The sequence below is a fragment of the Pseudomonas arabinosi genome (assembly GCF_047758675.1).
GTDB lineage: Bacteria > Pseudomonadota > Gammaproteobacteria > Pseudomonadales > Pseudomonadaceae > Aquipseudomonas > Aquipseudomonas arabinosi.
The window spans coordinates 6596236-6616726 of record NZ_CP180480.1 but is presented as its reverse complement, the minus strand read 5'-3'; the positions used below and the strand labels follow the sequence as shown (position 1 = coordinate 6616726).

Below are 20491 nucleotides of genomic sequence, written 5' to 3'. Positions count from 1 at the left end.
CGCGACGCTCGGACTTTTCGTATATCCGAGCGTCATGAGCCTGCGTTAGTCTGACCGTTCTTTGCTGTCTGCCGAGCTTTCCATGCCTGACCTGCTTGACCGCTACCCGCTGACGGCGGGCACTTATCATGAACTGCTCGACGACAGCGGCGCCGTGCGTCCGCATTGGCGTCGGTTGTTCGACCAATTGCAACGCAGCACACCAACGCAATTGGTGCAGCGTCAGGCGCTGCTGACCCGGCAGATCCAGGAAAACGGCGTGACTTACAACGTCTACGCCGACCCTAAGGGTGCCGATCGGCCGTGGGAACTCGATTTGCTACCGCACGTGATTGCGGCGGATGAATGGCAGCAGTTGTCAGCCGGGATCGCCCAGCGGGCACGCTTGCTCAATGCGGTGCTGGCAGATTTGTACGGCCCGCAACGCTTGATCGCTGAGGGTCTGCTGCCTGCTGAACTGGTATTCGGTCACAACAACTTCCTCTGGCCCTGTCAGGGCATCACGCCACCCGACGGGGCTTTTCTGCATCTGTACGCCGTTGATCTGGCACGTACGCCCGACGGTCGCTGGTGGGTCACGGCGGACCGGACGCAAGCGCCATCCGGTGCCGGTTACGCCCTGGAAAACCGCACCATCGTGTCCCGGGCCTTTCCCGAGCTGTACCGCGATTTGAAAGTGCAGCACCTGGCCGGGTTCTTCCGCACGCTTCAGGAAACCCTGGCCCGTCAGGCGCCGAGTGATGACGAAGCGCCGCTGATCGTGCTGCTCACACCGGGACGTTTTAACGAAAGCTATTTCGAACACCTCTATCTGGCGCGCCAGCTCGGTTATCCGCTGGTAGAGGGCGGCGACCTGACCGTCCGGGATGCCACGGTCTACCTGAAAACCTTGAGCGGACTGCGCCGGGTCCACGCGATCATGCGGCGGCTCGACGATGACTTCTGCGATCCGCTGGAGCTGCGCACTGACTCGGCGCTTGGCGTGCCGGGATTGCTGGAAGCCGTACGCCGAGGGCGGGTGCTGGTGGCCAATGCCCTCGGCAGCGGCGTGCTGGAGTCGCCGGGATTGTTGGGCTTCCTGCCGAGGATCAATCAATTCCTGTTCGGCGAGGAACTGATACTGCCTTCCATCGCGACCTGGTGGTGCGGTGAAGCACCGGTGCTGGCTCAGGCCCTGGAAAAATTGCCGGAGTTGTTGATCAAACCGGCGTTCCCGTCACAGAGCTTCACGCCAGTATTTGGGCGCGATTTGAGTGAAAAACAGCGTCAGGAGCTGGCCGGGCGCATGCAGGCCCGGCCTTATGCCTATGTCGCGCAAGAATTGGCTCAGCTCTCGCAAGCCCCGATCTGGCAGGCTGAAGACGGTCATCTGCAACCCCGGGCCATCGGCATGCGTGTGTACGCCGTGGCCAGCCGTGAGGGTTATCGGGTCCTGCCCGGCGGCCTCACTCGCGTTGCCGCCGAGGCTGACGCCGAAGTGGTGTCCATGCAACGCGGTGGCGCGAGCAAAGACACTTGGGTGTTGGGCGATCGCCCGCCGAGCGGTGAGCAATGGAAAACCCAGCGCACGATCGGTGTGCACGACCTGGTAAGACGCGATCCGTATCTGCCGTCGCGAGTGGTGGAAAACCTGTTCTGGTTCGGGCGTTATTGCGAACGCTGTGATGACAGCGCGCGGCTGCTGCGGATCATGCTGGCGCGTTATGTCGATGGCGATGACCCGCAAGCCCTGGAGGCGGCGGTCGATCTGGGTGAACGGTTGATGTTGTTGCCCGATGAAGGCGAGTTGCCGGAGCGTTTAATGGCGGCATTGCTCGGCGACGATTGGTCGTTCAGCCTGCGCTCCAACCTGCAACGTTTGCAGTGGGCGGCCTCGCAGGTGCGCGGCAAGCTATCGCGGGAAAACTGGCAAGCGCTGGTGGAGCTGCAGCGTGAAGCCATGGAGCTGGAAGCCGAAGAGCCGGATTTCGGCGAATTGCTGGACTTCCTCAACCGTCTGGTGATGTCCCTGGCGGCGTTATCCGGTTTCGCCCTCGACGACATGACCCGGGACGAAGGCTGGCGCTTCCTGATGATCGGCCGCCGGATCGAGCGTCTGCAGTTTCTCAGCGCCAGCCTGGCGGCGTTTCTGCGCGGTACCGGCGCTTTCGATCAGGCCGGACTGGAGTGGCTGCTGGAGCTGGGCAACAGCAGCATCACTTACCGTTCGCGGTATCTGGCGGTGGCGCAACTGATCCCGGTGCTCGACCTGTTGCTGCTCGACGAGCAGAACCCCCACGCCGTGCTGTTTCAGTTGAAACTGGTGACTCGAACCTTGAAACGCTTGAATGACGACTTTGGCGTGCCTCGCGAAGCGGGCTTGCCGCAGTTGGTGGAACGCCTGGCACAGTTCGATCTGGGATGCCTGGAGAACTCGCTGTTCGGCGAAGCCAGCGTTCGGGCAGCCATTGAGGGGTTGGCCGACCTGTTGCAAGAGATCGCCGACGCCAGTGGGCAAGTGTCGGATCGTCTGGCCTTGCGCCATTTCGCCCACGTCGATGACGTCAGCCAGCGCACGGTGTCCGTCTGATGAGCGCCCATTACCAGATTCTCCACGACACCCATTATCACTACGACAGCCCGGTCTCTCTGGCTCAGCAGCTTGCGCACCTGTGGCCGCGGTCGTGTGCCTGGCAGCGCTGCACCGAGCAGCAACTGCAGATCAGTCCCGACCCGACGACCCGCCGCGATGAGCTGGATGTGTTCGGTAATCCGCTGACCCGGTTGGCGTTCGAGCGGCCGCACGATGAATTGCTGGTCAACGCCCGGCTCACCGTCGAAGTGCTGGCCCGGCCTGCGCTGGATTTCAATCAATCTCCCGCGTGGGAAGAAACCCGCAACGCGCTGACCTACAGCAGTCAGCCGCTTTCCACTGAATTGCTGGAAGCGTGTCGTTACCGGTTCGAATCACCCTACGTGCATTTAAAGCGCAACTTCGTCGAGTTCTCCGAAAGCTGTTTTCCACCGGGTCGGCCGCTGCTGTTGGGTGTTCAGGCGCTGATGGAGAAGATTTTCAGCGAATTCACCTTCGACGCTGAAGCGACCCAAGTGGCGACGCCGCTGGTGGAAGTGCTGGAGCGCCGGCGCGGTGTTTGTCAGGACTTCGCTCACCTGATGCTCGCCTGCGTACGCTCGCGGGGTTTGGCGGCACGCTACATCAGTGGTTATTTGCTGACCCAGCCACCACCGGGCCAGCCGCGACTGATCGGCGCCGATGCGTCCCATGCCTGGGTTTCAGTGTTTTGCCCGGTGCTCGGTTGGGTGGATTTCGACCCGACCAACAACGTGCAGCCGGCGCTGGAACACATCACCTTGGCCTGGGGCCGGGATTTTTCCGATGTCTCGCCGTTGCGTGGGGTGATTCTGGGGGGCGGCAGTCATGATCCCGAGGTTAGAGTCACCGTGATGCCATTGGAGTAACGAAGATCCCCTGTGGGAACGAGCTTGCTCCGGGCGGTGTTCCGACGATAGCGGTGTATCAGTCAAATAATTGCTAAATGTACCGCCGTCATCGCGAGCAGGCTCGCTCCCACATGGGAATGTGCAAGTCAGTTCTGGAGGGGGCATTTCAGATGGGACTGTGAGGGTCAGCAAAGTGACTGCTGACCCTGGACACAGATCCGGTGGGCCTGATCAGATCATCGGGCCCTGAGGGTCTCAGGCGTCGGGCGCCTGATCTTTCGGTGCTTCAACATCGTCTTCTGCGGCCACTTCACCTTCTGCATCCGGGTTCAGTGCGGCGGCTTCTTCTTCAGCTGTAGCTTTCTTGCGCTGAAGCTTTTCCTCTTTCTTCTGCTCCTTGGCCAAGTCTCTCTGACGTTTGGCGAAGGAATAATTGGGTTTAGCCATGGGCGATCCTCTGGGGTCGAAGGTGAGGTTGAGCGGCGCGTATTCTGCCCTGTATCGATGCCCAGCCGTTAGCTGGGTTTTTGCTCGGCCCATTTTGGCAGTACCGAGGGTTGCCAGGTGTCCAGTGCATCGAGCAAGGTTTGTGGCGATTCGCTCACTTGCAGCATGTCACGGTGCGGTTCACGAACGAAGCCTTCGCCGACGATATGATCGAGAAAAGACGTCAACTTGCTGTAGAAACCGTTCACTTCCAGCAGCCCCAGCGGTTTGCCGTGGTAGCCGAGCTGGCCCCAGGTCCAGACTTCGAACAGTTCTTCCAGCGTGCCCAAGCCGCCGGGCAGGGCGATAAAGGCGTCACTGAGCTCGGCCATCCGCGCCTTGCGCGCATGCATGCCGTCGACCACTTCCAGACGGGTCAGGCCGCTGTGGCCGATTTCCTTGTCTTTGAGGCTTTGCGGGATGATCCCGATCACTTCACCGCCGGCCGCCAGCGCAGCATCAGCGACGATTCCCATCAGCCCGACGGCGCCGCCGCCATAGACCAGAGTCAGCTTACGCTCGGCCAATGCTCGCCCCAGGGCGACAGCCGCTTCACGATAAGCCGGGTTGGTGCCAGTGCTGGCACCGCAAAATACACAAACGGACGCTAAAGACATGCCTTACTCCATGGTCAGGATGGCCACAGAGTAAAGGCAGGCACGCGGCGTTCCAAGGTCTACACTTCGCGTTCAGGTGTTTCACAGGTTCCGCTGGCGCCACAGGCGTAGGCGGCAAGCAAACTGCGCAACAGGCTGTTAAGGGACATGACTGACGCTCCAAATGGGTGAGGACGACCTGATGATAGGGCTGCCCCAGACGTCTGGCTGGTAGATTGTTTCGATAGGTGTCATAGCCCGAAAGTTGTATACAATTTTTGATTCAGGTCATAGGAACTTGCGAGGTTTTCAGGCAGTCTTCTGTCCATTCGCACTTTTGTTAACCCTGCCTTGGAGATTCACCATGTTTGCCAAACTTGTTGCGGTATCCCTGCTGACACTGGCCAGCAGCCAATTGATGGCTGCCGAATGCAAGGTCACTGTCGACTCGACTGATCAAATGTCCTTCGACACCAAGGAAATCAGCATCGACAAGAGCTGCAAGACGTTCACCGTGGAGCTGAAACACTCCGGCAACCTGCCGAAAAACGTCATGGGCCATAACTGGGTGCTGAGTAAAGAGGCTGATATGCAGCCGATCGCCACCGCAGGCCTGGCGGCCGGAATCGACAAGAACTACCTGCCGGAAGGCGACGCACGCATCATCGCCCACACCAAAATCATCGGCGCCAAGGAAACCGACTCGGTGACCTTCGACGTGTCGAAGCTCGATGCTGCTGAGAAGTACGGTTTCTTTTGCTCGTTCCCAGGCCACATCTCGATGATGAAAGGCACGGTTACCCTGAAGTAATCGAATCGAACGCATAAAAAAAGCGTCCACTTGGGACGCTTTTTTTGTGCCTGACGCTGGACCGCATCATCGTTCATCGCGAGCAAGCTCGCTCCCACAGGTCTTGTGTCGCTCACAGAACCCATGTGGGAGCGAGCTTGCTCGCGATGGCGTCGGCATAGACGCCTCGGAAATTACGGCGCGAACGGCATCACTCGCTTGTGATGAGTCTTTTTATACGTGTCACAAATGATCTTGAACGCTTCCTCACGCACCGGCTCGCCATGCAAAAACGCGTCGATCTCGGCATAGGTCACGCCGTGGGACGCTTCGTCCGGTTTGCCGGGCGACAGGTCTTCAAGGTCGGCCGTCGGGATTTTTTCCACCAGCGACTCCGGCGCGCCGAAGCTGCGGGCGATGTCCCGGACCTGGTTTTTCACCAGGCCGCTCAATGGCGCCAGATCGCAAGCGCCGTCACCGAACTTGGTGAAGAAACCCATCACCGCTTCCGCCGCGTGGTCGGTACCGATCACCAGGCCGTGTGCCGCGCCGGCGATGGTGTATTGGGCGACCATGCGCATCCGCGCCTTGGTGTTGCCGAGCACGAAATCCACCGAGACCGCGTGCTTGCCTTCGAAGGCGGCGACTTCACTGGCCAGGGATTTGACTGCCGGGCCGATGTTCACGGTGTGGCGCTCGTCCGGGGCGATGAAATCCACCGAAGCCTGGGCGTCGTGTTCGTCGAACTGGGTTTCGTACGGCAGGCGCACGGCGATGAATTTGTAGCTGTTGTCGCCTGTGCGGGTGCGCAGTTCGCGCATCGCACGCTGGGCAAGCAGGCCGGCGGTCAGGGAGTCGACGCCACCGCTGATGCCGAGCACCAGGGTCTTGAGCCCGGAATTGACCAGGCAGTCCTGGATGAAGATGATCCGCCGGGTGACTTCAGCCTCGAGGGCGGCCTGGTCGGCGAACGGCGGCTGGACCTTGAGCTGTTCAGCAATCTCACGCTGTTCGGCTTGCATGAATTCACTCCTTGCTAGAAATGCTAGATGTACTGGAAAGGGCGGCAGGTACTTTGAAAACGTGTCGCAAATAGGCGACAAAATTCGGGTCTTTGCAGTGAGTCTTGCCAGGCTCATCGGAAATCTTTGCCACGGGCTGACCGTTGCAGGCGGCCATTTTAAGCACGATGCTCATCGGTTCAACACCCGGAATATCGCACGTCAGGTTGGTGCCGATGCCAAAGCTGACATTGATCCGACCGCGCAACGCCCGAAAAATCTCCAGGGATTTTGGCAGCGTCAGGCTGTCGGAGAACACCAGCGTTTTGCTCATCGGGTCGATGCCGAGCTTGTGGTAATGGGCAATGGCCTTTTCCGCCCAGAGCACCGGATCACCGGAATCATGGCGCAAGCCGTCAAACAGCTTGGCGAAGTACAGGTCGAAATCGCCGAGAAAGGCATCGGTGGTGATGCAGTCGGTGAGGGCGATCCCCAGCAGACCGCGGTACTCGCGGACCCAGCAATCGAGGGCGGCAATTTGACTGTCGATCAGCCGCGGGCCGAGTTGCTGGTGGGCCATGATCCATTCGTGGGCCATGGTGCCCAACGGCTTCATGTCCAGCTCACGTGAAAGGTGCACGTTGCTAGTGCCGACAAAACGACCGGGGAAATCGTGCTTGAGCACGTTCACCACTTCTTCCTGCACGCGGTACGAGAAGCGACGACGAGTGCCGAAATCGGCGACCTGCAATTCGGACAGTTCCTCCGCGCTGGCGTTGGCAGTCAGCCAGTCGAACTTGCGGTAGAGCTGCTCGCGCGCCTGTTCCAGGACGACTTCACGGTAGCGATAGCGGTTGCGCACTTCGCTGACGATGGACAGCAGCGGTACTTCGAACAGGATCACGTGCAGCCATGGCCCGCGCAGGCGGATGAACAGCTCGCCGTTTTCGATACCGGTGTGGACGTAGCGCAGATTGAAGCGGAACAACCCGAGAAAACGCAGGAAATCCGGCTTCATGAAGCTGATGCGCTCCATGAAACTCAACTGGTCAGCGCTCAGGCTCAACTCGGCGAGGCGCTCGATCTGGAAGCGGATTTCCGCCAGGTACGGGCGCAAATCTTCACTGTTACGGCAGCGAAATTCCCATTCGACTTCCACGTTCGGGTAGTTGTGCAGCACCGCCTGCATCATCGTCAGTTTGTAGAAGTCGGTGTCGAGCAGGTTCTGCACGATGCGATCGCCAAACACGCTCTCGCTCATAACGGGGTTCTCCAGGCTGGCCGCGGCCCGTGGCAGCGACGTTGCAGCTGTTTCAATGAATGGGGCTAGTGGCGCATATCAGTGGCCCGGTTTGCCAGCCTTTTTTGCAGTAGCATCGATTTCTCGCAGATTTCATGGGCTGTCGAAGGCTGCGATTTTTTCGGGAGCATCGTAACGCCTTCCATTCACTTGGAACGAAAACGGGAGAGTGGCAACCCTCGACAGCACTTGTTTGAACAATTCGGAGGGGGCTCAACTATCGGGGTAGCGTCAACCGCGGCTTGGACGACCAACGCAAGGCTTTCCCAGCTTCTTAAATATCCATCAAGGTGCGAGTAACTAGGGATAAGGCCGGTTTCAATTGCTTTTCTCATTGCAGCCTTAAGCATTTCATTAGTTGCAGGGGTGGCCATGATTTCACTCCGCCTTTAAGGTGATTTGTTCCAGTGTGTCGACACCATCCTGCAGTAATAAATAAGCTGGAAGTATTAGCCGGTAAAGATCAATGTCGGCGGTATGCTTTATGGTTACTGAGGTGAGTGTTTCTAAAAGACTGGTAGCGGTTCGAATCCTGAAACAGGCATTTTCAAAGAGGTGATTTGGAGTTATGTGTGTATCTATACAAAGTACCGGGACTTCGGAGGTGTTGGATTTAAGAGGGTGGTAACGATTCATTAACAAGCTCCTTAAGAGTTTTTAATCGTGTTTGGATAGTGGTGTCTATTGTTTATATATGACAACTAATTGTTGTTGGTTTCGCTGCTGAGCCGTTGCGAGTTCGCAATGGCTCAGGGTTCTTCATTTATGCCGATTGCGGATATGTGCAGTTACGAGAAAGGTGGGCAGGATGCTTTAACGTGTTCGGGTCATTCTCTTTCGCTGGCCAGGCCCTAAAATCGAGATCCAGATCCTTGAACTTGCTGGAGTCGAACACTGGATTCTTGATTCCTGCGCGACGTTGCTCGTCATAGTCGTACAAGATGCGTATGCCGATGTTAAACAGCAAGGCCATGGCTATAAGGTTGACGAAGGCAAGCAGTGTCATGGTGATGTCGGCAAATGCGAGTACGGTGGAAAGGTCTTCAATCGAGCCCCAGAACACCAGCGCCAAGACCAGTACACGGTAGATGATCAAGGTTTTTCGGGGCTCGCCGAACATGAACCGCAAGCTGTTTTCACCCAAGTAGTAGTTATAGAGCATTGCGGTAAATACAAATAATGTCAGCGCCACGCTAATAAACATTCGACCCCACTCGCCAACGATGGCTGCCAGCGAGTTTTGTGCAAGCGCAATGCCGTCGCCTTCGAAGCCGGGTGTATAGAAACCAGATAACAGGATGACCAATGCTGTGCAGGTGCAGATGACGAAGGTATCGATGAAGACGCTCAGTGATTGCACCACACCTTGGCTTATCGGGTGTTCGACCTTGGCCACCGAAGCAACGTTAGGCGCGCTTCCCAAACCGGCTTCATTGGAAAACACACCGCGCCTCACACCCATGATTATTGCAGTGCCGAGCAGTCCGCCGAACGCTTGATCCAGGCCGAACGCGCTCTTGACGATGGTCATTAACACCGAGGGCACCTGCTCCGATTGCAGGACAATTACATAGAGCGTGACCCCGACGTAGGCGAGAACTTTAAGCGGTACCAGCAGGTCGGCGACAGCTGCTATTCGTTTGATCCCCCCCACAAATACAACAGCCAGCATCACCGACAATGCCAACCCCGACCCAGTGGTCGAAATGTCGAAAGCATCCTTAAGCGAGTGCGATACGGCATGAGCCTCCAGGCCATTGATTGCAAAACCGAAGGTCACCAACAACAGGAGCGAGGCAATCATCCCTAACCAGCGTTTACCCAGACCATGCTGGATGTACCAGGATGGACCACCACGATAAAGGCCGTTTCCGTCGCTTCGTTTGTAGAGTTGTCCAAGAGCGCATTCGAAAAAACTGCTCGACATGCCCAGGAGCGCGGTCATCCACATCCAGAACACGGCCCCTGGCCCGCCCATGCTCACGGCGATGCCTACACCAACGATGTTGCCCGTCCCGACTCGACCTGCGAGGCTGAGGGTTAATGCCTGTAATGAGCTCAGATGATGATTGCCGGTGCGCCAACTGCCGCGCAATACCGATAGCATGTGAAAAAAATACCTGAACTGGACAAATCTTGATCGGATGGTGAAGTAGCCTCCCAAACCAAGGACCAATGGGATAAGGATTTTTCCGGAGAGAAAGTCATTAATGACTTCAAGCATTGAGTGCTCCCTGCTGTTTTTAGAGTAGTGGCGAATTGTTCGGCTTTTGTTGGCTGTCTTGAGAAAACCTCAAGGCTCGTAATATCCGGTTATCGTATCGCTGAGTGCAATTTCGCGACTTGCTTAAAAATGATGCGAGTTGCTGCTATGTTTGAGCCTTCTAGCACTATTGTGATGAGCTGATATGCGTGATTTTTTCCCGGCTAACTTAAGGCAGCTATGCAGTCACTACCGATCTATCGCGGAGGTTTGTAGGAAACTTCTTATTAATCGCGGGCAATTCAATAAGTACTTGAGTGGAAATAGTCTTCCGACACCGTTTAACCTTAAACGGATCTGTGATTTTTTTGGCGTTGAAGAGTACGAGATATATTTGCCGACGGAACAATTCATCACGCTCATTGGCGTTAAAGCCAAGAAAATCAAACCCTCGGACGAGGCGGCGGCGCCTCAGCGCATGCTTGATCACCTTCGCAGACACTCTTCGCCGCAGCTCAGGGCCTATTGTGGTTATTACTACGAGTACTACTACGCGATGACAGAGCCAGGTTGCATTCTGTGTTCATTGGTGCACATAAGGGAGGAGGGCCAACATTTCGTGTATGAACGAAATGAGCGGATACAGATTGGTGGGGCAGAGGGGACGTTTGAGCGGTATCGCTACGTTGGGGTTGCCTACTATCTACAGGATCGCTTGTTCCTGCTCGACTATGAGTCGCTGACGTCAAACGAGATCAGTCAGACCATTCTTATTCCTAACTACAAAAGCCGGATTATTCGACTCAATGGCTTGAAGATGGGTGTTTCGGCGGCCGACCATCGCACTCCGGCATGTTCGCGGGTGGTTTGGGAGTATCTGGGGCGTGAGATCAATCGAATCAATGCGTATCGCAAGGTGCGCCTGTACAGAATGGATGATCCCTCCATTGATCAAGACCTGCGCGGGCGCCTCGCTCAAACCAAAATCGTCGACGGCCTCTTTGGTATTGCGTGACGCCACTATGAGCCTTACAACCCGGGTTGCTGGCTCATAGGGTCGACTCAGCGGGGCCAGCCCTTCACCACAGAGATGGTGTGAAGCTTCAATGCGGCGAGGCATCCGGGCTATCAATCTGCTCCAGCATCCACTTCACAAAATCCCGCACTTTCGGCACTTCCGCCGAATGCTCCGGATACGCCAGGTAGTAGGCATCGGTGCTGGGCATCGCGTGCTGCCAGGGTATGACCAGTTTGCCGTCGGCCAATTCCTCTTCCACCAGAAACCGCGGTAACAGCGCCACACCGCAGCCGACCTGGGCTGCGCGGATGCACATGTAAAAGGTTTCAAAACGCGGGCCGTGATAGCTGTGTTCGGTGTGGTAGCCCTGACTATCGAACCAGTCGTGCCAGGCCTGGGGGCGGGAGGCGTTTTGCAGCAGGACCAGGTCGGTGAGTTGCGTAGGATCGGTGAACGGCGTGTTCGGCAGGCTGCCCGGTGCGCAGACTGGCACCAGCTCTTCGCCGAACAGCTTCAGGCATTCAGTGCCGGGGCGTGAGCCCTGGCCGAAGTAGAACGCCAGGTCGCTGCGACCTTGCAAAAGATCGTCGGCTTCCTGTTCGCTGCACAGGTCCAGATGGATCGAGGGATGGCGCAGGCGCCAGCCTTTCAAGCGGGGCACTAGCCAGCGCGCGCCGAAGGTCGGAGGCGTCGAGACGCGCAGGACTTCGGTTTCACCGCCGTAGGAGCGCAGGTAGTGGGTCGACATCTCGACCTGCGTGAGGATTTTTCTTACCTCCACCAGGTACAAGTCACCGGCCGGGGTCATTTGCAGGCGTCGGCGCACCCGGCGGAACAACAGGTGCTGCAACAATTCTTCGAGTTGCGCGACCTGTTTACTGACGGCGCTCTGGGTCAGGTTCAGCTCTTCAGCCGCCCGGGTGAAGCTCAAATGCCGGGTTACGGCCTCAAAACACTGCAGCGCGGTGATCGACGGCAAGTAGCGTTTATTCAGCATTGGTTGTCCTTTTTCTTGTTTCTTTCTTACTAGCAATTCGCAGCATGAATAAACGGAATGATATCTCTCTTAAAGGTCGTTTGTTGGGTAACGTCGGGAGCGCTAAAACTACAGGCCTCACCAGCCGAATTAATCCGGCTGCACGTTTTCTGTTTTTCGCTTGAGGAGTGACCCATGGTTGCCGCATTGCTTGATCGTCTTGGTGTGAACCCGGCCCTGTACCAGAACGGCAAAGTGCCGGTGCATTCGCCGATCGATGGCAGCCAGATCGCCGCCGTGAACTGGGAAGGCGCCGCTGAAGTCGAGCAGCACATCAGTCGTGCAGATCATGCGTTCGAATTGTGGCGCAAGGTCCCGGCGCCGCGCCGCGGCGAACTGGTCCGCCAACTGGGCGACATCTTGCGCGAATACAAGGCCGACCTCGGCGAGCTGGTGTCCTGGGAAGCCGGCAAGATCACTCAGGAAGGCCTGGGTGAAGTTCAGGAAATGATCGATATCTGCGATTTCGCCGTCGGCCTGTCCCGTCAGCTGTACGGTTTGACCATCGCTTCCGAGCGTCCTGGCCACCACATGCGCGAAACCTGGCACCCGCTGGGCGTCGTTGGCGTCATCAGTGCGTTCAACTTCCCGGTTGCGGTCTGGGCCTGGAACACCGCGCTGGCGCTGGTGTGTGGTAACCCGGTGATCTGGAAACCGTCGGAGAAAACCCCGCTGACCGCCCTGGCCTGCCAGGCGCTGTTCGACCGCGTACTGAAGAACTTCAGCGATGCGCCTCCACACCTGAGCCAAGTCATCATCGGCGGTCGCGATGCCGGCGAAGCCCTGGTCGATGACCCGCGTGTGGCGCTGATCAGCGCCACCGGCAGCACCCGCATGGGCCGCGAAGTGGCACCGAAAATCGCTGCACGTTTCGCTCGCAGCATTCTGGAACTGGGCGGCAACAACGCAATGATCCTCGGCCCAAGCGCCGACCTGGACATGGCCGTACGAGCCATCCTGTTCAGCGCCGTCGGCACCGCCGGTCAGCGTTGCACCACCCTGCGTCGCCTGATTGCCCATGAATCGGTGAAAGAGGAAATCGTCACCCGCCTGAAAGCCGCTTACTCCAAAGTGCGTATCGGCAACCCGCTGGAAGGCAATCTGATCGGTCCGCTGATCGACAAACACAGCTTCGAAAACATGCAGGACGCGCTTGAGCAGGCCTTGAGCGAAGGCGGCCGGGTGTTCGGCGGCAAGCGTCAACTGGAAGACAAATTCCCTAACGCTTATTACGTCTCGCCGGCCATCGTCGAAATGCCGGAGCAGAGTGATGTGGTTTGCCACGAAACCTTCGCGCCGATTCTGTACGTGGTCGGTTACACGGATTTCGCCGAAGCGCTGCGCCTGAACAACGCCGTGCCACAAGGCTTGTCCTCGTGCATCTTCACCACTGACGTGCGTGAAGCCGAGCAGTTCATGTCGGCGGTGGGCAGTGACTGCGGCATCGCCAACGTCAACATCGGCCCGAGCGGCGCGGAAATCGGCGGGGCGTTTGGCGGTGAGAAAGAAACGGGCGGTGGTCGTGAATCCGGTTCCGATGCATGGCGCGGCTACATGCGCCGTCAGACGAATACCGTGAACTATTCGCTGGAGTTGCCGTTGGCTCAGGGCATTACGTTCGACTGATAGAAAATTGGTGTGCCTGAAAAGATCGCAGCCTTCGGCAGCTCCTACGGGGTTGTGCCTGGCTGCGGTTTTGTAGGAGCTGCCGCAGGCTGCGATCTTTTGGCGGCCTCTGCACAACGAGGGTTGGTTAGGTTTCTGTTGGAGTCTGGCAATGCCGTTACGCGAAGAGTGTCTGTGGGAAAAACTGACGCCGCAAAGGCCTGACAACGGGTTGCTCCAGGGCGAAGTCAGGGTGGATGTCTGCGTCATCGGCGCTGGTTTCACCGGTCTGTCGGCGGCGGTGCATCTGCTGGAAAAAGGCAAAAGCGTCTGTGTACTGGAAGCCCATCGCTCCGGTCATGGCGGATCGGGGCGCAACGTCGGGCTGGTCAATGCCGGGATGTGGATTCCACCGGACGAGATCGAAGCCGGGTTTGGCGAGGCGGTCGGCAGTCAGCTCAACCGCATGCTCGGTGCGGCGCCGTCCCTGGTGTTCAGCCTGGTCGACAAATACAACATCGATTGCCAACTGCGTCGCGAAGGCACGTTGCACATGGCGCACAACGCCCGTGGCGAAGCGGACTTGCGCAGTCGTGAAGAACAATGGAAACGTCGCGGCGCGCCGGTTGAACTGCTGACCGGTCAAGCCTGCGAACAAGCGACGGGCACCAAAAAGATCGCCGCCGCACTGCTCGATCGGCGTGCAGGCACGATCAACCCAATGGCTTACACAACGGGGCTGGCCAAAGCGGCCATCGGCCTCGGCGGTCAGTTGTTCGATCATTCCCCGGTGACCCGGCTCGAACGTCAGGGCCAGCGCTGGTCGGTACAAACCGCTCAGGGTTCGGTGCTTGCCGAGCAAGTCGTGATTGCTTCTAACGCTTACACCGAAGGTGACTGGACGGAATTACGGCGCAACTTCTTCCCCGGTTATTACTATCAAGTGGCCTCGGTCCCGCTGACCGAAGAGGCTGCACAGCAAATTCTCCCCGGTGGCCAGGGTTCCTGGGACACCCGCCAGGTCCTCAGCAGTGTTCGTCGCGATAAGGATGGCCGTCTGCTGCTCGGCAGTCTCGGCAATGGCAATCAGAAACCGACCTGGTTCCTCAAAGCCTGGGCCGACCGGGTTCAGCAGCATTACTTTCCTTATCTCAAACCGGTGGAATGGGAATGCACCTGGACCGGTTGCATCGCCTTCACCCCCGATCATTTGATGCGTTTGTTCGAGCCGGCGCCCGGTTTAGTGGCAGTCACCGGTTACAACGGCCGGGGCGTCACTACTGGCACTGTCGTCGGCAAAGCCTTTGCCGATTATCTGTGTAACGGAAACCCTCAAGCGCTGCCGATTCCCTTTGCGCCCATGCAGCCATTGGCGGGCGTGGGGTTACGCAGCTGTTTGTACGAGGCCGGATTCTCGCTGTATCACGCAGGCCAGTGCCTGCGGATCGTTATTTGATTGTTGAAATTTGTTGCTGGAAGCGGCGCTTTTTCGCGCAGCGGCTAGCCTGTAAAAGGTGCGGGTTGTAGCAGTTGCGCACCAGCAGTGTGCACTTCGGTGACGCACGTTGTTACAGGCTGGTTGCACGTCGTTTGGCGCCGCGGTTGCAATGATGGCGCGCTCGGGTTGCGCCTTTAAAAATAAATGGTTTCACCTTCCGCGGTTTAGACGGTTGCACGCCCAATGAAAATGGGATCGAAACAGTCGAAATAACAATAAAGCAGCGACTTTTTTCAGAATAAAAAACCGATGGCACGGCCCTTGCTCTGAGCATTCAGGAAGTCGCAGTGCCAACTAAAAAAAAACCTTGGAGCACCACCTCATGTCCCAGACGTTTTACAAAAAAGGCTTTTTGGCCCTCGCAGTGGCAACTGCGTTGGGTGTTTCTGCGTTTGCACAGGCTGATGTGAAAATCGGTGTGGCGGGACCAATGACGGGCGCCAACGCGGCATTTGGCGAACAGTACATGAAGGGTGCACAGGCTGCGGCCGATGCGGTCAACGCAGCGGGCGGCGTAAACGGGGAAAAAATCGTACTGGTCAAGGGCGATGACGCCTGCGAACCGAAACAGGCTGTGACGGTCGCCAAGGACCTGACCAACCAGAAAGTTGCTGGCGTAGTCGGTCACTTCTGCTCCTCCTCGACCATCCCGGCTTCGGAGATCTACGACGAAGCGGGCATCATCGCGATCACTCCAGGCTCCACCAACCCGGCTGTTACCGAGCGCGGCCTGAGTGCCATGTTCCGTATGTGCGGGCGTGACGACCAGCAAGGCATCGTGGCCGGCGACTACATCGTCGACGTGCTCAAGGGCAAGAAAGTCGTGGTCCTGCACGACAAGGACACCTACGGCCAAGGCCTGGCGGACGCTACCAAGGCCCAGCTGGAAAAACGCGGTGTGAAGCCGGTGCTGTATGAAGGCCTGACCCGTGGCGAGAAAGATTTCAGCACCATCGTCACCAAAATCCGCGGCGCTGGCGCCGACATCGTCTACTTCGGTGGTCTGCACCCGGAAGCCGGTCCTCTGGTCCGTCAACTGCGTGAGCAAGGTCTCAAAGACGTCAAGTTCATGTCCGATGACGGCATCGTAACCGACGAACTGGTGACCACTGCTGGCGGTCCGCAATTCGTCGACGGCGTACTGATGACCTTCGGTGCCGACCCACGTCTGCTGCCAGACAGCAAGACCGTAGTGGACGAGTTCCGCAAGAAAGGCACCGAGCCTGAAGGCTACACCCTGTACGCCTATGCTTCGGTCCAGACCCTGGCTGCAGCGTTCAACGGCGCCAAGTCCAACAGTGGCGAGAAAGCCGCCGAGTGGTTGAAGAAAAATCCGGTCAAAACCGTGATGGGCGAGAAGACCTGGGACGCCAAGGGCGATCTGAAAGTCTCCGACTACGTGGTTTATCAGTGGGACAAGGATGGCAAATACCACCAGCTGGAAAAACAGAAGTGATATGACTTGCTGATTGCCCGGCGCCTTGTGCGCCGGGCAATCAAAGAACATGTCCGTGCAGTACCTGTCTTTTCTCGTAGAGCTGCACACAACCGTGTTGCGCCGGCGGCTGAACCCCGGTCTGTCGCACCCGGCTTCTGTGCAGTCTCTCAAATGCGTGAGATTGCGTTATGGATGGTATTTTCCTGCAGCAACTGGTCAACGGCCTGACCCTCGGGTCGGTCTATGGCCTGATCGCCATCGGCTACACAATGGTCTATGGCATCATCGGCATGATCAACTTCGCCCACGGCGAGGTTTACATGATCTCTGCTTACCTAGCGGCGATCAGTCTGGCTCTGCTGGCATACTTCGGTATTGAATCCTTCCCTCTGCTGATGCTTGGCACACTGATCTTCACCATCATCGTCACGGCAGTGTATGGCTGGGTCATCGAACGGGTTGCCTATAAACCCCTGCGTAACTCCACCCGACTGGCACCGCTGATCAGCGCCATCGGTATTTCGCTGATCCTGCAAAACTATGCACAGATCGCCCAGGGTGCTCGCCAACAGGGTGTACCCACACTGCTCACCGGTGCATGGCGAGTTGAAGTCGGGACCGGCTTCGTCCAGCTCACCTACACCAAGATCTTCATTCTGGTCGCAGCGTTTGCCGGGATGGCCGTGCTGACCTACGTCATCAAGTACACCAAGCTCGGCCGCATGTGCCGCGCCACCCAGCAAGACCGCAAGATGGCCTCGATCCTGGGGATCAACACCGATCGCGTGATTTCCTACGTGTTTATCATCGGTGCCGCGATGGCGGCCCTGGCCGGCGTGCTGATCACCATGAACTACGGCACATTCGACTTCTATGCCGGCTTCATCATCGGGATCAAGGCGTTCACCGCCGCGGTGCTCGGCGGGATCGGTTCGCTTCCTGGCGCCATGCTTGGCGGGATTATTCTGGGGATCTCCGAATCACTCTTCTCAGGTCTGGTGAACTCGGACTACAAAGACGTTTTCAGCTTCTCGCTGCTCGTTCTTGTTCTGGTCTTTCGGCCCCAAGGCCTGCTCGGCCGTCCTCTTGTGTCGAAGGTGTAAGCGATGTCTTCAACCACTAAAAAAACCATTGATCTCAAAAGAAGCCTGGTTGACGCGATTCTTGCCGGCCTGGTGGCCCTGATTGTGTTCGGCCCGATTGTCGGCGTGGTCCTCGACGGCTACGGCTTCAACCTGGAAACGACGCGGGTGGCGTGGATTGTCGCCATCGTCATGGCCGGCCGCTTTGCCCTGAGCCTGTTCCTGCAAACCCCAAAGGGCCTGAAAATTCTTGAAGGCTTTGAAAGCACCGGCTCCGGGGTTCATGTACTGCCGCCTGATTACAAAAGCCGGTTGCGCTGGATCATTCCGGTGTTGATTGTTGTCGCCGTGGTGTTCCCGTTTTTCTCCAACTCCTACCTGCTGGGCGTGGTCATCCTCGGGTTGATCTACGTGCTGCTGGGCCTTGGGCTGAACATCGTGGTCGGTCTGGCCGGCCTGCTCGACCTGGGTTACGTGGCGTTCTATGCCATCGGTGCCTACGGGCTGGCGCTCGGTTATCAATACCTGGGGCTGGGTTTCTGGACGGTGCTGCCGCTGGCGGCGATTACCGCAGGCCTTGCCGGTTGCATCCTCGGTTTCCCGGTGCTGCGCCTGCACGGTGACTACCTGGCGATCGTGACGCTGGGCTTCGGTGAAATCATCCGGTTGATCCTCAATAACTGGCTGTCCCTGACCGGTGGCCCGAATGGCATGGCAGCTCCATTGCCAACCTTCTTCGGCATCGAGTTCGGCAAAAGGGCGAAAGAGGGCGGGGTGCCGTTCCATGAGTTCTTTGGCATCGCCTATAACCCGGACGTGAAGTATTACTTCATCTACGCGGTGTTGTTCCTGGTGGTATTGGCCGTGTTGCATATCAAGCACCGCTTGACCCGCATGCCGGTCGGTCGCGCCTGGGAAGCCCTGCGTGAAGACGAAGTCGCTTGCCGCTCCATGGGCCTGAACCACGTACTGGTCAAACTCTCGGCGTTCACCATCGGTGCTTCGACGGCCGGTCTGGCCGGCGTGTTCTTCGCGACCTATCAAGGTTTCGTCAACCCGACCTCGTTCACCTTTTTCGAATCGGCATTGATCCTCGCCATCGTGGTACTCGGCGGCATGGGCTCGACCATCGGCGTGGTGATTGCGGCCTTCGTGTTGACCGTCGCCCCGGAACTGCTGCGTGGGTTCGCGGAGTATCGCGTGCTGCTGTTCGGCATCCTGATGGTGTTGATGATGATTTGGCGACCGCGCGGCCTGATTCGGATCAGCCGTACCGGTGTGACCCCGCGTAAAGGAGTAGCGCCATGAGCGAAGTCGTACTCTCGGTCGAGAAGCTGATGATGCACTTCGGCGGCATCAAGGCGTTGAACGATGTCAGCCTGAAGGTCAAACGCAACTCGATCTTCGCCCTGATCGGCCCCAATGGCGCCGGCAAGACCACCGTGTTCAACTGCCTGACCGGGTTCTACAAGGCCTCGGGCGGCAAGATCGAACTCAATGTGCGTGGCGAGCAAACCAACGTTATCAAGCTGCTCGGCGAGTCGTTCAAACCCACCGATTTTGTCTCGCCGAAATCCTTCGCCAGTCGGATGTACTACAAGATGTTCGGTGGCACCCACCTGGTGAACCGTGCCGGTCTGGCGCGGACCTTCCAGAACATTCGCCTGTTCAAGGAAATGTCGGTACTGGAAAACCTGCTGGTGGCCCAACACATGTGGGTCAACCGCAGCATGCTGGCCGGTATCCTCAACACCAAGGGGTATCGCAAAGCCGAAAGCGATGCGCTGGACCACGCGTTCTACTGGCTGGAAGTGGTGGACCTGGTGGACTGCGCCAACCGTCTCGCCGGTGAACTGTCCTACGGTCAGCAACGCCGTCTGGAAATTGCCCGGGCCATGTGCACCCGGCCGCAGATCATCTGCCTCGACGAACCGGCCGCCGGCCTCAACCCTCAGGAAACCGAAGCGCTGAGCGCGATGATCCGGCTGCTGCGCGACGAGCACGATCTGACCGTGGTGCTGATTGAACACGACATGGGCATGGTAATGAGCATTTCCGACCACATCGTGGTGCTGGACCACGGCATCGTCATCGCCGAGGGCGGGCCTGATGCCATTCGTAACGATCCGAAAGTGATTGCGGCCTACTTGGGCGCCGATGAAGAGGAAGTGGTGCTATGAGCCAACCCATCCTCGAACTGAAGGATCTGGATGTGTTTTACGGGCCGATCCAGGCCCTGAAGAATGTCTCGCTGCACATCAATGAGGGGGAAACCGTCAGCCTGATCGGCTCCAACGGCGCCGGTAAATCGACCTTGCTGATGTCGATTTTTGGTCAGCCGCGGGCGGCGGACGGGCAGATCATTTATCAGGGGGTGGATATCACCCACAAGTCGTCCCACTACATCGCGTCCAACGGCATCGCTCAATCACCGGAAGGGCGGCGGGTGTTCCCCGACATGACCGTCGAGGAAAACCTGCTGATGGGCACCATTCCTATCGGTGACAAGTACGCCAAGGAAGACATGCAACGCATGTTCGAGTTGTTCCCGCGACTCGAAGAGCGACGCAATCAGCGGGCCATGACTATGTCCGGCGGCGAGCAACAAATGCTCGCCATCGCACGTGCGCTGATGAGCCGGCCGAAACTGCTGCTGCTTGACGAGCCGAGTCTGGGCCTGGCGCCGATTGTGGTGAAACAGATCTTCGCGACCCTGCGGGAACTGGCGAAAACCGGCATGACGATCTTCCTGGTGGAGCAGAACGCCAATCACGCCCTCAAACTGTCGGACCGGGCGTACGTGATGGTCAACGGCGAGATTCGCCTCACCGGCACCGGCAAGGAGCTGCTGGTTAACGAGGAAGTGCGTAACGCCTATCTCGGCGGTCACTGAGTCTGCGTTGTTATGCACAAGCCCCGACGAGCAATCGCCGGGGCTTTTTTACGTCTCCAAAACACCACAAATACCTGTGGGAGCGAGCTTGCTCGCGATAGCGT

General features: G+C 58.0%; 18 protein-coding genes. 11 read left to right on the top strand and 7 right to left on the bottom strand.

Going from position 1 to position 20491, the window contains the following annotated elements:
* Nucleotides 1-82 precede the first annotated feature (82 nt).
* Nucleotides 83-2569 carry a circularly permuted type 2 ATP-grasp protein gene (locus ACMXYJ_RS30735; RefSeq protein ID WP_415758149.1) on the top strand — a complete coding sequence of 829 codons (2487 nt, stop codon included), beginning with the start codon at nucleotides 83-85 and terminating at the stop codon, nucleotides 2567-2569.
* Nucleotides 2569-3459: a transglutaminase family protein gene (locus tag ACMXYJ_RS30730; RefSeq protein WP_415758148.1), complete on the top strand. Its 891-nt coding sequence runs from the start codon at nucleotides 2569-2571 to the stop codon at nucleotides 3457-3459. Before ACMXYJ_RS30735 ends, ACMXYJ_RS30730 begins: the two co-directional genes overlap by 1 nt.
* A gap of 237 nt (nucleotides 3460-3696) precedes the next feature.
* Here ACMXYJ_RS30730 and ACMXYJ_RS30725 read toward each other — a convergent pair whose 3' ends face one another.
* A complete protein-coding gene (locus ACMXYJ_RS30725) occupies nucleotides 3697-3888 on the bottom strand; it encodes a hypothetical protein (RefSeq protein ID WP_018928487.1) in 192 nt (63 codons plus the stop codon).
* A 68-nt stretch (nucleotides 3889-3956) separates the two neighbouring features.
* A complete protein-coding gene (locus tag ACMXYJ_RS30720) occupies nucleotides 3957-4544 on the bottom strand; it encodes a TIGR00730 family Rossman fold protein (RefSeq protein WP_415758147.1) in 588 nt (195 codons plus the stop codon).
* A gap of 343 nt (nucleotides 4545-4887) precedes the next feature.
* On the opposite strand from ACMXYJ_RS30720, the gene azu reads away from it, so the two are divergent.
* Nucleotides 4888-5334, top strand: coding sequence for an azurin (gene azu / locus ACMXYJ_RS30715; RefSeq protein ID WP_415758146.1), 447 nt, complete (start codon nucleotides 4888-4890; stop codon nucleotides 5332-5334).
* A gap of 173 nt (nucleotides 5335-5507) precedes the next feature.
* Here the strand turns inward: azu and nadE are convergent, their stop codons facing one another.
* The 4 genes from nadE to ACMXYJ_RS30695 form a co-directional block, all read right to left on the bottom strand.
* Entirely contained in the window at nucleotides 5508-6335 is an 828-nt protein-coding gene (gene nadE, locus ACMXYJ_RS30710; RefSeq protein ID WP_095127380.1) for an ammonia-dependent NAD(+) synthetase, read from the bottom strand.
* A gap of 4 nt (nucleotides 6336-6339) precedes the next feature.
* Nucleotides 6340-7575, bottom strand: a complete 1236-nt coding sequence (gene pncB, locus ACMXYJ_RS30705) for a nicotinate phosphoribosyltransferase (RefSeq protein WP_415758145.1) — start codon at nucleotides 7573-7575, stop codon at nucleotides 6340-6342.
* A 417-nt stretch (nucleotides 7576-7992) separates the two neighbouring features.
* Entirely contained in the window at nucleotides 7993-8250 is a 258-nt protein-coding gene (locus tag ACMXYJ_RS30700) for a hypothetical protein (protein ID WP_415758144.1), read from the bottom strand.
* Between the two features lie 127 nt (nucleotides 8251-8377).
* Nucleotides 8378-9838, bottom strand: coding sequence for an alanine/glycine:cation symporter family protein (locus ACMXYJ_RS30695; protein WP_415758143.1), 1461 nt, complete (start codon nucleotides 9836-9838; stop codon nucleotides 8378-8380).
* Between the two features lie 184 nt (nucleotides 9839-10022).
* On the opposite strand from ACMXYJ_RS30695, the gene ACMXYJ_RS30690 reads away from it, so the two are divergent.
* Nucleotides 10023-10832, top strand: coding sequence for a helix-turn-helix domain-containing protein (locus ACMXYJ_RS30690; protein WP_415758142.1), 810 nt, complete (start codon nucleotides 10023-10025; stop codon nucleotides 10830-10832).
* Nucleotides 10833-10920: 88 nt separating this feature from the next.
* Here ACMXYJ_RS30690 and ACMXYJ_RS30685 read toward each other — a convergent pair whose 3' ends face one another.
* The gene (locus ACMXYJ_RS30685) at nucleotides 10921-11832 is read right to left on the bottom strand and encodes a LysR family transcriptional regulator (RefSeq protein ID WP_415758141.1); all 912 of its coding nucleotides are present in this window, start codon (nucleotides 11830-11832) and stop codon (nucleotides 10921-10923) included.
* Between the two features lie 174 nt (nucleotides 11833-12006).
* Between ACMXYJ_RS30685 and amaB the strand changes: the two genes are divergently transcribed.
* The 7 genes from amaB to ACMXYJ_RS30650 all read left to right on the top strand — a co-directional run bounded on the left by amaB (nucleotide 12007) and on the right by ACMXYJ_RS30650 (nucleotide 20387).
* A complete protein-coding gene (gene amaB, locus ACMXYJ_RS30680) occupies nucleotides 12007-13497 on the top strand; it encodes an L-piperidine-6-carboxylate dehydrogenase (RefSeq protein WP_415758140.1) in 1491 nt (496 codons plus the stop codon).
* Nucleotides 13498-13648: 151 nt separating this feature from the next.
* Nucleotides 13649-14932 carry an L-pipecolate oxidase gene (gene amaA, locus ACMXYJ_RS30675; RefSeq protein ID WP_415758139.1) on the top strand — a complete coding sequence of 428 codons (1284 nt, stop codon included), beginning with the start codon at nucleotides 13649-13651 and terminating at the stop codon, nucleotides 14930-14932.
* Between the two features lie 364 nt (nucleotides 14933-15296).
* Entirely contained in the window at nucleotides 15297-16430 is a 1134-nt protein-coding gene (locus ACMXYJ_RS30670; protein ID WP_415758138.1) for an ABC transporter substrate-binding protein, read from the top strand.
* A 170-nt stretch (nucleotides 16431-16600) separates the two neighbouring features.
* Nucleotides 16601-17515 (top strand): ABC transporter permease subunit, encoded by a 915-nt coding sequence (locus ACMXYJ_RS30665; RefSeq protein ID WP_150763612.1) that lies wholly within the window; start codon nucleotides 16601-16603, stop codon nucleotides 17513-17515.
* 3 nt (nucleotides 17516-17518) lie between these two features.
* Nucleotides 17519-18802, top strand: a complete 1284-nt coding sequence (livM, locus tag ACMXYJ_RS30660) for a high-affinity branched-chain amino acid ABC transporter permease LivM (protein ID WP_415758137.1) — start codon at nucleotides 17519-17521, stop codon at nucleotides 18800-18802.
* Nucleotides 18799-19674, top strand: coding sequence for an ABC transporter ATP-binding protein (locus ACMXYJ_RS30655; protein WP_415758136.1), 876 nt, complete (start codon nucleotides 18799-18801; stop codon nucleotides 19672-19674). The genes livM and ACMXYJ_RS30655 overlap by 4 nt, the downstream gene beginning before the upstream one ends.
* Nucleotides 19671-20387 (top strand): ABC transporter ATP-binding protein, encoded by a 717-nt coding sequence (locus ACMXYJ_RS30650; protein ID WP_415758135.1) that lies wholly within the window; start codon nucleotides 19671-19673, stop codon nucleotides 20385-20387. Before ACMXYJ_RS30655 ends, ACMXYJ_RS30650 begins: the two co-directional genes overlap by 4 nt.
* Nucleotides 20388-20491 lie beyond the last annotated feature (104 nt).